At 53.3% G+C, this 13580-nt stretch carries 10 protein-coding genes; 4 read left to right on the top strand and 6 right to left on the bottom strand.

What is annotated here, in order from left to right; translation table 11 throughout:
* Nucleotides 1-29 precede the first annotated feature (29 nt).
* The 3 genes from RUM_RS10315 (at nucleotide 30) to RUM_RS10325 (ending at nucleotide 5526) form a co-directional block, all read left to right on the top strand.
* Nucleotides 30-1994 (top strand): substrate-binding and GGDEF domain-containing protein, encoded by a 1965-nt coding sequence (locus tag RUM_RS10315; RefSeq protein WP_015559050.1) that lies wholly within the window; start codon nucleotides 30-32, stop codon nucleotides 1992-1994.
* Between the two features lie 18 nt (nucleotides 1995-2012).
* Nucleotides 2013-3521 (top strand): hypothetical protein, encoded by a 1509-nt coding sequence (locus RUM_RS10320; RefSeq protein WP_015559051.1) that lies wholly within the window; start codon nucleotides 2013-2015, stop codon nucleotides 3519-3521.
* Between the two features lie 154 nt (nucleotides 3522-3675).
* Nucleotides 3676-5526 (top strand): glycosyl hydrolase, encoded by a 1851-nt coding sequence (locus RUM_RS10325; protein ID WP_015559052.1) that lies wholly within the window; start codon nucleotides 3676-3678, stop codon nucleotides 5524-5526.
* Between the two features lie 43 nt (nucleotides 5527-5569).
* Here RUM_RS10325 and RUM_RS10330 read toward each other — a convergent pair whose 3' ends face one another.
* Both RUM_RS10330 and RUM_RS10335 read right to left on the bottom strand, forming a co-directional pair.
* The gene (locus tag RUM_RS10330; protein ID WP_015559053.1) at nucleotides 5570-6238 is read right to left on the bottom strand and encodes a lactate utilization protein; all 669 of its coding nucleotides are present in this window, start codon (nucleotides 6236-6238) and stop codon (nucleotides 5570-5572) included.
* Between the two features lie 54 nt (nucleotides 6239-6292).
* On the bottom strand, nucleotides 6293-7723 hold the full coding sequence (locus RUM_RS10335; protein ID WP_015559054.1) for a hypothetical protein: 1431 nt from the start codon (nucleotides 7721-7723) through the stop codon (nucleotides 6293-6295).
* 186 nt (nucleotides 7724-7909) lie between these two features.
* Between RUM_RS10335 and RUM_RS10340 the strand changes: the two genes are divergently transcribed.
* Nucleotides 7910-8662, top strand: a complete 753-nt coding sequence (locus RUM_RS10340; protein WP_015559055.1) for an SDR family NAD(P)-dependent oxidoreductase — start codon at nucleotides 7910-7912, stop codon at nucleotides 8660-8662.
* Between the two features lie 53 nt (nucleotides 8663-8715).
* Here the strand turns inward: RUM_RS10340 and folD are convergent, their stop codons facing one another.
* From folD to yfmF, 4 genes are read right to left on the bottom strand one after another with little or no spacing between them, the layout of a single operon-like run.
* A complete protein-coding gene (gene folD, locus RUM_RS10345) occupies nucleotides 8716-9573 on the bottom strand; it encodes a bifunctional methylenetetrahydrofolate dehydrogenase/methenyltetrahydrofolate cyclohydrolase FolD (RefSeq protein ID WP_015559056.1) in 858 nt (285 codons plus the stop codon).
* 13 nt (nucleotides 9574-9586) lie between these two features.
* Entirely contained in the window at nucleotides 9587-10672 is a 1086-nt protein-coding gene (gene lgt, locus RUM_RS10350) for a prolipoprotein diacylglyceryl transferase (RefSeq protein ID WP_015559057.1), read from the bottom strand.
* A gap of 5 nt (nucleotides 10673-10677) precedes the next feature.
* Nucleotides 10678-11952, bottom strand: a complete 1275-nt coding sequence (yfmH, locus tag RUM_RS10355; protein ID WP_015559058.1) for an EF-P 5-aminopentanol modification-associated protein YfmH — start codon at nucleotides 11950-11952, stop codon at nucleotides 10678-10680.
* Between the two features lie 2 nt (nucleotides 11953-11954).
* The gene (gene yfmF / locus RUM_RS10360) at nucleotides 11955-13241 is read right to left on the bottom strand and encodes an EF-P 5-aminopentanol modification-associated protein YfmF (RefSeq protein ID WP_015559059.1); all 1287 of its coding nucleotides are present in this window, start codon (nucleotides 13239-13241) and stop codon (nucleotides 11955-11957) included.
* Between the last annotated feature and the right edge of the window lie 339 nt (nucleotides 13242-13580).

Consider the following 13580-nt stretch of genomic DNA (forward strand, 5'->3'; position numbering starts at 1 on the left):
TCTGAGTTTAACAAATCTTGGAGGGGACAATGAGCAATAAGAAAAAGATCGCCGTATTTTTATCAGGTCTGGATGAGGAATACCAGAATCAGATCACACAGGGCATCCATGAGTTTGCCGCTGCACACAACATAGATGTACTGCATTTTATCGCCTTTGGGGGCATTCTGAACAACGGCAGCTATGATACGGGAGAGTACAACATTTTCCGTTTGCCGAATTTGCAGGAGCTGGACGGGGTCATTCTGCTGACCAATACGATCGACAGCCCGGAAACCGTCCGGGAGATCATCAGTCAGGTTCGGGCATCCGGCGTGCCTGCTGTCAGTGTGGATGCAGATTACCAGGATTTCTTCTCCATCTGCGTGGACAACCACAGTGCCATGGCGCAGATCGTCCGGCATTTTACGAATGAACACGGACTGCGGCGGATCAACTATGTTTCCGGGCCAGATGATAATCCGGACAGCATTGCACGACTGGCTGCCTACAAACAGGTTCTGGAGGAACACAATATTCCCATCGAGGAAGCTCGCATTTATCACGGCACCTTTCAGCGCCGGGATGGCAGAACTGCCGTAGATGTATTTCTCCGTTCCGATCTGCCCATGCCGGAAGCCATTGTCTGCGCCAACGACACCATGGCGGTATCCGTGATCGGAGCCCTGAATGCACGCGGCATCCGGGTACCGGGGGATATTATGGTATCCGGTTTTGACAATACCTACAACGCCCGGAATTATGCGCCGGAGATCAGCTCTGTGGCAAGGCCCCTGGGACAGTGCGGCGCCCTTGCATGCCAATTGCTGTATAACGCCTGGCATGGCGTTCCGCAGACCCGTGTACACAAACTGGAAATGCAGCCACGCTTTACGGAAAGCTGCGGCTGTGGTGCCCATTACTGTGATACCATCCGGGATTTCAAAAAGCACAACTACCAGATCCAGGAGGATTTCAACGTGGACATCTCCCTGTTGAGTCGCATGGCTTGCTCTCTGGTGGAATGTGCCAATTACGAGGAATATATCGAAGCCCTCAAGGAATTTGTGCTGGAAACCAACTGTGAGGAATTCTACCTGTGCCTTTGCGAAAACTGGCTGGGGCATGCCTTGCCCGCAACCCAGGCGGAACCGGATCCCTCCACAGCCGATGCCTGTCTGATCCATGGCTACACCCAGCGCATGCTGGTTCCCCTGTCCTATTATGAGGGGAAATTCCGCTGCCATGAGGATTTCCATGTGGATCAGATGCTGCCGGCTCTGTATCGGCAGGTGGATCACATGCGCTGCTTCTACTTCGTGCCCCTGCACTTCCGGGAGCATTGCCTTGGGTATTATGCCATCTGCAATACCGCATTTCCCATGCGCAGTTCCCTGTTCCATTCCTGGTCATTGAATCTGAGCAATTCTATGGAGAACATCCGGCGCATTATCTACCTGGATCATGCGGTGCAGGAGCTGGATAAGCTGTATGCAACGGATCCCCTTTCCGGCATTGCCAACCGGAACGGCTTCCGCCGCCAGACCGAGCCTGTTTTCGCACGGTGCATTGCAGAGAAGCATCCGGTCATGGTCATGTTCATCGACATGGACGGACTGAAAATGATCAACGATACCTATGGACATAAATCCGGGGATATCGCCATCCGCAGCATGGCGACCATTCTGCATGAATGCTGCACAAACGGAGAAATCTGCTGTCGGTTCGGCGGCGACGAATTCATTGTCTTTGCCGCAAATTATACCCAGCAGGATGCGGATCGGATGACCGACAGCATTCAGAAAAAACTGGAGGATTACAACCGGGCAACCAGCATGCCCTTTGCCCTGCATGCCAGCAGCGGTTACCACATTGCCGTGCCCACGCCGGATAAATCCCTTTTTGCAATGGTCACCTTGGCGGATACAATCATGTATGCAGAAAAGCGCAAGAAACGCCACTCCAAGTACCTCAAAAGCAGCAGTTCCATCCGGCAGGATGCCGAATCCAATTAAAAGAATAGGAAAGAAACCATGAAGCAAACCATTGAAACCAAACTAAAACCATTCAGCCCCGTGATTTTGGCGGCGGTAATCATACTCTGCTACCTGCTGACCGAAGGACTGAAGCTGAACGAAGTCCTTCTCCTGCATGAATCCGCCCATCTCATCAATGTACTGATGGGGGTGCTGATTATCATCGGTCTGCTGGTATTCCACTGCCGTGTCCGAAAAACGGATCAAACGGAGGAATTGATCCGGCTGATCCTGTTTGCCGGATTGGTCATGCGCATCGGCTATATGCTCTACACGGACGCTTACACCCGTCCCCACGATATTTCCGGCGGACACGACAGCTACATTTTGCAGATTATACACAACGCCCGTCTGCCCCAGGACAATCACGGGCAATTCTATCAGCAACCGGTATATTATGTAATCAGTGCCATTGTTTCCTCTATCGTCAATGCCATTCTGGGTACTTCCGCTGATGAGCACGCCCTGGTGAATGCGGCAAAGATCGTATCCTGCTTTGCATCCTGTTCCGTACTGCTGATGACCCCAAAGATCTGCAAGGAATTGGACCTGAATCGCCGGGCGCAGCCCATCGTACTGGCAGTCACTGCATTCCTGCCGGAATTTTACCTGCTGGCAGGGCGCGTGGGCCCCGACTCCCTGTCCATCTACTTTATGATGCTGGCACTGCTGCTCACCATCCGCTGGTTCAAGAACCAGACCTTCCCGGTGACCATTCAACTGGCAGTGGTGTATGGACTCGCCATCTCCACCAAGATCTCCTGTGCAGTATTTGCAATCTTTACGGCTGTGCTGATGCTGATCCGACTGGTACAGGCCATCAAGCAGAAGAAAGCAGCGCCCATGCTGGCAAAGCTGGGGGTGTTCGGCTGCATTTCCCTGCCTCTTGGCATGTGGTACTGCATCCGGAATCTGGTACGGTTTGACCAGGCGCTGAACTATGTATACCCCATTCCCATTACTTCTGACCTTTACTGCGGCGACCACTCCATTGCCTCCCGATTCCTGTGGTTTGACCTTGCCAACCTGAAAGCCAATCAGTATGCAAGCCCCTGGAATGACTATAATTATCCTATGTACCTGGTAAAAAGTTCCGTATTCGGTGAATTTAAATTCGGCATCCCGGACTGGGTATCCTACGGGCTGGTGCTGGTAAACTTTGCGCTGATCCTGATTTCCCTGCTGGCTATGATCTACGTTGTGGTATGCTGCACCCATGCCAAGCCCATGCTGCGCTTTGGCATTCCGGCGCTGTGGATGTTCCTGTATGGCTTCAGCGTCAACTTCAACATCAACTACCCCTTCGGCTGCACCATGGATTTCCGCTACATCGTGCCCACTGCCATCTTCGGCGGGCTGTGTCTCTCTGTGGCATACAATAACAGTCTGGAACGGTACCAGAGCAAGCTGGAATCCCTTGCCGCAAAGACCGTGCGCTGTGTGATCCCCTGTCTGACGGCGGTATTCTCCGCACTGTCCGTTTACATGTACTGCGTGATCCGGTAGGGTAAAACATAAACCAATAAAATATACCGCACAGAGCATCTTTTGGGGCTTTGTGCGGTTTTTATTTAAGTAAAAAAATACTTCCCTTCACTTGAAATCACGCCGGTTCTATGCTATACTGATGGTAATTTCAAAACAAAGGAGTCGTGATGACATGAGAAAACAGAAACGCCAGTTGTCCGTCCTGCTGGCTTCTGCTGTGGCAATGACTACCCTGCTCAGCTTTCCCGGCGGCGCAGTATCCTCCGACACACTGACCACCTACGAGTTTGAACAGGGCGTGATCGACCGTGCCAAGCAGTACGATGCAGGCTGGACAGACACCAACGATGCAGGCGATACCTACGACTGTACGGATCCCACCGGCAGCGGCTTTGTGTATCTGACCGACAAGGGCAGTTCCGTTACCTGTACAGTGGAGGTGGAAAAAGCCGGGCTGTACAATATGAATATCCGCTATCTGCAGCCCAATGACACCAACAAAAAGGTGCAGTATCTGAACATCAACGGCTCCAATCAAGGAGAAGTCACCTTCCCCTATAATCTGAAGTGGAGCGAGATTACCACGCTGGTCACCCTGCGGGAGGGCAGCAACAGCATTGAGCTGAAGGGCTACTGGGGCTATACCTACCTGGACAGCTTTACTCTGACCCAGGCGGACGAAAGCATTTCTCAGCTTTCTCCCACGGATTCTCTGTCCAATCCTCACGCCAACGACACCACGAAGCGGCTCTACGCTTACCTGCGCAGTGTGTACGGCAACCACATTCTTTCCGGTCAGCAGGAAATGTGCGGTTCCCACAACTACAATTACAATGCGGATCCTACCTCCGGATTCATCAAGGACAATGAGGCGGAGTTCACCTATATCCAGGAGCAGACCGGCAAGCAGCCCGCCATCCGGGGCATTGATTTCCTCACCTATCACCTGGATGAAAACGGGGAGCTTTCCTACCAGGACTATGCCGCAGAGCGTGCCATCGAGTGGACCAACAAGTACGGTGGCATCGCTACCATCAGCTGGCACTGGAGCGTCCCCTCCAGCACCGGCAATTACGCTTTCTATGTAGAATCCGCCAATGCAAACTATACGGATTTCAGCATCTCTAAAGCTGTCACTGAGGGCACCAAGGAGCACGAGATTATCATGAAGGATATTGAACTAGTGGCAAGCAAGTTTCAGATGCTGGAGGATGCAGACGTGTCCGTCATCTTCCGTCCCCTCCACGAGGCAGAGGGCGCATGGTTCTGGTGGGGCGCTGAAGGCCCGGAGCCCTGCGTCAAGCTGTACCGGCTGCTGTACGATCAGCTGACCAATGTGTACGGTCTGGACAATATTATCTGGGAATGGACGGGCTACACCACCCCCAATTCAGCTGCATGGTACCCGGGGGATGATGTGGTGGATCTGATTGGCTATGACAAGTACAATGTCAGCGACGGCATCCCCAACCCCAGCGCCATCGCCTCCACCTTCTATGGGCTGGTTGCCAGCACCAACGGACAGAAAATGGTTGCCATGTCTGAGAATGACGCAATTCCATCATTGGAAAATCTGGTAAATGACCGGGCTGCTTGGCTGTATTTCTGCCCCTGGTATGGGTACTACCTGACCGGAGAGGTCAACAACCCGGTGGATCTGCTGAACGAGATCTACAACAGCGAATATTGCATTACGCTGGATGAGCTGCCGGATATCCGCAGCTTCCCGCTGGATGCCCCCTCCACCACTGCTGCATCCACCACAGGCTCCGGAACGGTCACAACCACCGCTACCACAACCTCCCTGTACGGGGATGTGAACGCAGACGGCATTGTAGATATTGCAGACACGGTGCTGCTGGCACGGTACATCGCCCAGGACAATGCAGTGAAGGTCAGCGAGGCAGGGCTACAGAATGCGGACTGTGTGCTGGATGGCAACATTGACGCATCGGATCTGACCGCCATTGCTCGCTACCTTGCCCATCTGACCGACGCAGATCAATTGGGGATCAAGCCATAAAAGAAAAGAGGAACTCCGAAAGGAGCTCCTCTTTTTTAACGAATCAATACCCAAGTGGCTCCGCCACCAGGATCACATGCATCCGATCCGGATTTCTCTGCTGAGCGGACACCAGGTAATTGCAGCAGATCCTGCCGTCCCCGTGACATCCGTCAGTCATGCCAGGAGCGGACTGATTCAGGGACATACAGCTGCCGGATTCCTTACAGTAGGTTGGACAGGAAAGACGCTCTGCATTTGCCGGAGCCGCACAGGTCTTGACCCGCTTGATCGCTGCGTCCAGATCCGGCACCAGCTTGTTGCAGCCTACTACCATAATGACCCGGCTGGGACCGTAGCTGATAGCAGCTACCCGATTGCTGTTGCCATCCACATTGTATAATTCCCCGTTGGCGGTCACCGCATTGGCGCTGCAAAGATATGCGTCTGCCGAAAAGCATTTCCGGTACAGTGTCTGCATCTCCTCCGGCTTACAGACGGCACGATCCAGGAACTGATAAGTGCCGCTGCGGAGCAGATCCATCACGCCGCATTCCTCCAGGGTCATGGAACCGCCGCTGGCGACGATCTCCCCTGCATACAGCAGGGACTTGACCTGTTCCAGTGCCTCCGATTTGCTGTCCGCATAATACACATGCATCCGATTCCGGGTCAGGGCTTCTCCGGTTTTCTGCATCTGCCGTCTGATGATGGCCTTCTGGTTCTCATCCATTTCAAAAACTCCTTTCAAAAACGGGGAAGGACTGAGCCTTCCCCGTTGATTTCATTAACCGCCGTAATAGCTGCTGTAGGACTTCATGATCGCATTGTAATAGGTGATGATATCCAGATCCAGGGGATCATACCGCCGATAGGCTGCGGAATCACGCTCCTCCGTGTATCCCTTTGCCCATTCCTCCACTTTGGCATCAAAGGCATCCCCGTAAATGGTCTGACGAACTGATTCCACATTGGATTCGGACCAAAGATCATCTGCCGTCATACGATCCTCAATGTTCAGACGAACCACAATGTACAGTGCCTCATCCTCTTCGATCAGCTCCGGAACCCCCAGCTTTGCATCGTTGAAAATAAAGTTGTAGGTCTTTTCAGAGGGAGTGTAGTTGATTTCCGTGGTAGTGGTCGTCCCCTCATCCTTCTTCTCGCTCTCCGGTGCAGTGGTCATCTTTGCAATGATACTCTCGTTGGGATATGGCTTGGTGGTGGTCGTGGTTTCGGAAGCATCTCCGCTGCCACTGGTAGCCGGCGCAGTGGTGGCTGTGGTCACGGAAGGAATCACTGTTGTTTCCTCTGTCCGGTCTGCATCCTCATCCTGATCCGTACCCTGAATATCGGTGGTGGTTACGGTTGTGGTAGTCACGGTCGTGGTCTTGACGGTGGTAGCAGTGGTAATCAGATTCCCGGATTCATCCGTAGTGGTCACTGCTGCATTGGAAACAGAGGTGGCATACTCTTTATACTCGTCGATCACATTGTCAAACTCGTGAAGCATGCTCTCTTCGGTGGACTGTGCCTTGATCCGGTCCAGATACTGCTCCGCCATTTCCTTCAGCTTTGCCTTGCCGTCGGACTTGAGCAGATTACCCTCCCCATCGGTCAGCGGAATCTTAACATACTCCACACGGGCATTGTTTTCCTTGTAGTAGGTACGCAGGGATTCATCAGTTACGCCCTCAGAACCGCCCTCGCCGTAATATGCTTTATAAATAGCCGTGCGCTTTTCGCCGGACAGCAGTACATCCTTCACGGTCTGCTCGCCGATGCCGCTTGCGGTGTAGAAATCCCCCAGATACGCCCAGCTGGAAGCATAATATGTGTCGATCTCGCTCTTTGTATCCTCAGAGACCGTCAGATTCAGCCGCTCAAATTCCTTTTCAATGGCAACATACTGCAGGCAGTACTCAGTTGCCTTGTTCTGGATCCATTCCTTGATGGGCAGACCCTCTACCATTTTGCCCTTGATGGCCTTCTTCAATTCCTTGTCGGTTTTATAGGACGCATAGTTGAAGTTCTCGGACTCTGCCAGGATCTTCAAAGCATCAAAATAGGCGTCAATGGAGTAGTAGATGTAGATGCCGGCACGGATCTCCATACCGTCCACCTTCATTACATTTGCCGTTCCCTCACCGCATCCGAAAAAGGAAAGCAGCATGATCATAGACAGCAGCGCCGCTGTACATTTTTTCAAAACGTTCATGGTATTCCTCCTGCAATCGTTGAAATCAAATACCTGTTAATTATACTATATTTCTCAGCGATTGTCCATAGGTTTGGCGAAAAAAATTCGATTTCCACGAAATTTTCATGATTTTTTCTCATTGCCGGTACTGGATTTTCTGTTTGCCCTGTGGTATACTGTAGGAAAAGAACAGGAGGAACTTGCATGCGAGCAGTGATTACAGGGGCAACGTCCGGAATCGGCAAAGAAATGGCGGTGTATCTGAGCCAGCTTGGATACGATCTGATTCTGACCGGCAGAAGTCAGAAGCATCTGGAACAGATGCAGAAAGCCCTTCCTACGGGGGTGGAGATCATCGCTTTGGATCTCAGCGAAGATCGGGCACCCTTTCAGCTATACGATTTTTGCAAAGATAAGCAGGTGGATGTGCTGGTGAACAATGCGGGATACGGTCTGTTCGGCACCTTCGACCAGATCGACCTGGAGGACGAGCTGCATATGCTGAACGTAAATATCCGGGCGCTGCACATTCTCACCAAGCTGTTTTTGCGGGACTTCAAGAAGCGGAATCGGGGCAGGATCCTGAATGTGGCATCCAGTGCCGGATTTCTTTCCGGTTCCCTGCTCTCCTCCTATTACGCCTCTAAAAATTATGTGGTGCGGCTGACGCTTGCCATTTATGAGGAGCTGCGCCGTGCCCACAGCAAAGTGACCGTCAGTCTGCTGTGCCCCGGGCCGGTGGATACCAACTTCAACAACCGGGCAGGTGTCCAGTTTAGTATGCCTCCCGCCTCCCCGAAAAAGGTAGCACGGTACGGCATTGACGGAGCATTACAGGGCAAGTTGATTCTGATCCCGGGAATGGGCGTGCGGCTTGGAGTATTCGCAAGCCGGTTCGTACCTCACAAAATGATGTCCGCCATCACCTATGAGATCCAGAAGAAAAAGCTCAAATAAGCAAACGCCCGGAAGGCATACAACCTTTCCGGGCGTTTTGTGTATGGGGCAGGTTATGCCAGACCATTCTGCTGCTTTGCAGCGGTCAGCGTGTTGCGCATCAGCATGGCAATGGTCATAGGACCCACGCCGCCGGGCACGGGAGTAATGTAACCTGCCTTGGGCTCCACTGCCGCAAAATCCACATCGCCGCACAGCTTGCCGTTGTCCAGTCGGTTCATGCCCACGTCAATGACAACAGCCCCTTCCTTTACCATGTCTGCGGTGACAAAATTCGCCTTTCCCACTGCCGCAACCAGAATATCCGCCTGTGCGCAAATCTCCTTCAGATTCTGTGTCCGGGAGTGACAGATGGTCACAGTGCCATTCTGATGCAGCAGCAGCATTGCCATAGGCTTGCCCACGATGTTGCTTCTGCCGATGACGACGCAGTTCTTGCCGCTGACGGATACGCCGGTGCTGGCGATCAGTTCCATAACCCCAGCCGGTGTGCAGGGCAGGAATGCATAGGAGCCGATCATGATTCTGCCCACGTTGGAGGGGTGGAATGCGTCCACATCCTTGTCCGGGCTGATAGCGTTGATGATCGCCTTTTCATCGATCTGCTTGGGCAGGGGCAGCTGCACCAGAATGCCGTTGACCTGGGGGTTCTCGTTCAGTACCTCCACCAGTTCCAGCAGCTCCTCCTGTGTGGTACCCTCATCCAGTGCGTACTCAAAGGACTGGAAGCCAACCGCCTCGCATGCTTTTTTCTTGTTGTTCACATATACCCGGGACGCCGGGTTATTGCCTACGATCACAACCGCCAGACCAACCTGCAGACCGGTTGCAGCCTTCAGCTGGGCTGCTTCCTCCTTGACCTGCTCCTTGACCTGTGCGGATACTTCCTTGCCGTCAATGATCTTTGCCATGTTCCGTTCCTCCTCAATCCTTATCCGTTGATGTTTCCGATGTCTGTTCTTCAGACGCTGTTTCCGGTTCTGTATCCTCCGGCTCATCCTCCGCCAGGATCTTTTCCGTCAGCTCCACGTCCCCTTCCCGCTTCTTCCGGGCATTCTCCTCCCGGGCGGCAGCCTCCGCAAGCAACTGCTTGGATTCCGCCGTATCGCAGTACAGGTGATAATCCGCCCCCATGCGCTTGACACGGGAATAGCATACGATCAGCAGTACGATGGCAGTAACACAGGAAACCGCAGCCAGCACCTGGGATACTCGCAGGGTGCCGATGTACAGGCTGTCCGTGCGCAGTCCCTCTACAAAGAACCGCTCAAAGCCATACCATGCCACATACATCAGGAAGATCTGTCCGTCAAATTTCCGGTGCTTCCGGGCAATGTATGCCAGCAGGAAGAAGCCCAGCAGGCACCAGACGGATTCGTACAAAAAGCAGGGGTGTACCGGGTAATGCTCGGACAGGTTGATGCCCTTCCCGTAGAGGGTGTTCCCTGCATAGGCGGTATTGTTCACGATCCATTCCTGGATCTTGCCGCTGGACATGCCGAAAATGCTGTCCGTATTGGTGCCGAAGGCTTCGTGATTGGTGAAGTTTCCCCAGCGGCCGATGCCCTGTCCCAGCAGAAAGCCCACTGCAACAATATCCAGCATCGGCATCAGCTTCACCTTCCGGAGCTTTGCCACCAGTCCGCCCACCAGTAATGCGCCGATGACACCGCCGTAAATGGCAAGTCCGCCGCCCCGGATGTTGAACAAGCTTTTCCAGTCACCGGCAAAGCTATCCCAATGGAACAGCACATAATAGATACGGGCACCTACGATGCCACCTACAATGCCGCCGATCACTGCGTCAATGGCACGGTCAGGATCTATACCGTAACGCTTCATCTGGGAAAAGCCGTAGATCATAGCCAGAAGCATGCCAAAGGTGATAATCAATCCGTACCAGGTGATCTGCATGCCGAAAATCGTGAACGCCACGCTTTTCACCGTAATGTCAATACCGAGTTTGGGAAATACAATTTCATAATAACCAAGATCGCCGAGTTCTGTCATTGTCCTTACTCCTTTTCCACAACTGAGAGTACTACCCGCTCCGGATCAAATCGGGTGCAAAGTGCCTGCTGCACCTGCTCGTAAGTCATATCAGCCAGAATCTGCAGGCTGTCATAGGGCTTGACGCCGGCAAGGTGTGCGTTCATCAGGTTGGTAGCCGTTGCCCCCACGTTGTTGGATTCCCGGAGCATGGATCCGTAGCAGGCTTTCTTGACGCTTTCAAAATGCGCCCGATCCAGCCCCTCCCGCTTGCAGCGGGCAATTTCCGCCAGGATCCGATCCCGCACCGTGTAGGGATCCGCAGATTCGCCCCCGAACAGGTTTGCAAAGTAGCCGTCTCCGGTGAATACTTCAAAGGAGAAAGCCGAGTTGATCAGCTGCTCCTCCAGCATGCTCCGGTACAGGGGGGACGCCGGATCCGCCAGCACGCTGATGGCAACATAGCACTCCAGCTCCGCACGCACCAGGTCAATGCCGGATGCCGGCTGGGACTTGAAGCCGATCTGGAACAGGGGCAGCCCCACTGCCGCATGATCCGTGACCTCATGCTTCACCACATCCGCAGGCTCCTCCGGGAAGAAGGTTTCCAGGGACAGATCCTTGCAGGGCTTGAGCTTTTCGTCTGCAATCTTCAGCACCTCATCCGCTTTCACGTTGCCGGCAACCACCAGCACCATATTATGCAGATTGTAGAAGGTGTTGTAGCAGCGATATAGTAGATCCGCATCGATCTTTGCGATGCTTTCCACCGTGCCGCCGATGTCGATCCGCACCGGATGATTGTGATACATGGCCTTCAGCAGATTGAACAGCACTCTCCAGGAGGGATCATCCTCGATCATGCGGATCTCCTGACCGATAATGCCCTGTTCCTTGTCCACGCTTGCCTGGGTAAAGTAAGGCTCCTGTACAAAGGACAACAGGATACCCAGGGATTCCTGGTAGTGATCTGAGCAGCTGAACAGATAACAGGTCTTGTCAAAGTCCGTGTAGGCATTGGCATCGGCACCGGTTTTCGCATACAGGGCAAAGGCATCGCAGTCCTCGTTTTCAAACAGCTTGTGTTCCAGAAAATGGGCGATACCCTCCGGCACCACACAGATATCCGGATCCTGTGCAGTACGGAACCGGGTGTTGATGGAGCCGTACTTTGTGGCAAACAGCGCTTCAGTGGTGCTGAAGCCATCCATCTCGCAAATCAGAATATCCAGCCCGGATGGGTGGTGTACCAGCAGATACTGATCCCCGGTTCGGGGATTGGAAATGATCTCTTTTTGCATATTTACTCCCCTTCCCGTTGCTGCATCAGATATACAGTATCCAGCTGCAACGACTTTGCCGCATCCATCAGCCGCTGCCGCAGCTTCTGCCGATCCGCAAACATACTGCGGTAATACTCCGCCTCCTGCTGGGGCGTCCGATCCAGACCGCTGCAAAGCAGGTAGAAATACCAACCCACCCAGCCGGAAGGAGTATCCCCCGTGCCCCGAACGGAATTGACCAGACTCAGCAAAGCGCTGTCCATTTCCTCATCGGTAAAGTCACCGGAGCGCAGAGCGTCCAGCTGCCGCAGAATCTCATCCCGGGTGGTCTCGTAATTGGCAAGCTCTACGCCGGAATCCACCAGCATGGTGCGCTTGGAATCGATATAATTGCTGGCGCAGTAGTAGCAAAGGCTCAGCTTTTCCCGCACGTTCAGAAACAGCTTGGAGGACACGGTGCCGCCGAACATGGCGTTCAGCAGCCGCATCAGGTGGATATCCTCCACATCGGTCTTGAAGCCCATGACCAGCTTGGACTGTCCCACATCCATCGGATCGATCACGGTTTTCGGCTCCGGCTTCAGGGGGCTTGCCGCCGTATAAGCAATCTGCTCCGGATGCCGGTCAATGGCGGCAAATGCTGTCCGGATCTGCTCTTTGACCTGGGGCAGAGGCGCTGCACTGACGGAATAGATCTCGATCTGCGCCGTTTCCAGCAGCCTTTTGTATGCGGCATAGGCGGTTTCGGCAGTCACAGCCTCCGCTGTTTCCCGGGTGCCATAAGAGGAGAGCATGGCGGGTTCACCGGCATACACGGTTTTCTGCGCCTGAAGCAGCGCATAGCCCCGCTTGTTGTTGATCTCCGCTTCTACTGCATCCAGCAGTTCCTTCTTCCTGGAGCGGAAGACCTCCTCACCGAAGGCATTCCCTTCCAGGTTCGGGTCAAATACGCAGTTCAGCAGGATCCGAACTGCTTCTCCGGTAATATCCTCCCCTTCCAGAGCGAATCGGTTGTCAATGGCGCTGACGGAAACGGAGAGAATTTGCAGATCCCCCCGTCTTGCAATGTCTACGCCGATATTTGCACCGTACAGCTCATTGAGCCGGGCAGTCAGAGCGGACAGATCCGGATACTCCCGGTTGGAGACGCCGATCACCCCAAGTGCAACCGCATGATCGGACACCGTTTCCATCCGCAAGGGTGTAATCAGGCGAATCCGGATCAGATTGGTTTTGAATTTCTCATCCACAATGGATGTATATGCAATTCCATCTGCCAGGGATTCTCTGAGATAAGAAACAGGCATGCTAGTCCTCCTTTATATGAACATATAGGTTTATTATAGCACGATTCTCTGAAAATAGCTAGTGGAGAATCTGAAAAAAACAAAATTTCAGCTTTCTGTCACAAAAAAGTCCCGCAGCTGTAACAACTACGGGACAGCCGGACTTATCCCCGGCGCCATTCAAAATTTTCGCAGTCCCTTGCGCCCCGGCAACGACATGCTCGGGAATCTGCAAAGGGAGAATAGCATCTGCCGGATACGTAATGTCTGCATTCGGCTTCCGGCTTGGCTCGCTGCAGCAGGCAGGGATCTATGGGGTTCGGAGGAGGAATTTTATCCGGTTTTTCTTTCCAGATTCCA

This window comes from Ruminococcus champanellensis 18P13 = JCM 17042 (assembly GCF_000210095.1).
Classification (GTDB): domain Bacteria; phylum Bacillota; class Clostridia; order Oscillospirales; family Ruminococcaceae; genus Ruminococcus_F; species Ruminococcus_F champanellensis.

What these genes read in the sequence shown, in the direction of transcription:
- RUM_RS10315 (WP_015559050.1), top strand. Translation starts at nt 30, where the DNA reads ATGAGCAATAAGAAAAAGATCGCCGTATTTTTATCAGGTCTGGATGAG.
- RUM_RS10320 (WP_015559051.1), top strand. Translation starts at nt 2,013, where the DNA reads ATGAAGCAAACCATTGAAACCAAACTAAAACCATTCAGCCCCGTGATT.
- RUM_RS10325 (WP_015559052.1), top strand. Translation starts at nt 3,676, where the DNA reads ATGAGAAAACAGAAACGCCAGTTGTCCGTCCTGCTGGCTTCTGCTGTG.
- RUM_RS10330 (WP_015559053.1), bottom strand. Translation starts at nt 6,238, where the DNA reads ATGGATGAGAACCAGAAGGCCATCATCAGACGGCAGATGCAGAAAACC.
- RUM_RS10335 (WP_015559054.1), bottom strand. Translation starts at nt 7,723, where the DNA reads ATGAACGTTTTGAAAAAATGTACAGCGGCGCTGCTGTCTATGATCATG.
- RUM_RS10340 (WP_015559055.1), top strand. Translation starts at nt 7,910, where the DNA reads ATGCGAGCAGTGATTACAGGGGCAACGTCCGGAATCGGCAAAGAAATG.
- folD (WP_015559056.1), bottom strand. Translation starts at nt 9,573, where the DNA reads ATGGCAAAGATCATTGACGGCAAGGAAGTATCCGCACAGGTCAAGGAG.
- lgt (WP_015559057.1), bottom strand. Translation starts at nt 10,672, where the DNA reads ATGACAGAACTCGGCGATCTTGGTTATTATGAAATTGTATTTCCCAAA.
- yfmH (WP_015559058.1), bottom strand. Translation starts at nt 11,952, where the DNA reads ATGCAAAAAGAGATCATTTCCAATCCCCGAACCGGGGATCAGTATCTG.
- yfmF (WP_015559059.1), bottom strand. Translation starts at nt 13,241, where the DNA reads ATGCCTGTTTCTTATCTCAGAGAATCCCTGGCAGATGGAATTGCATAT.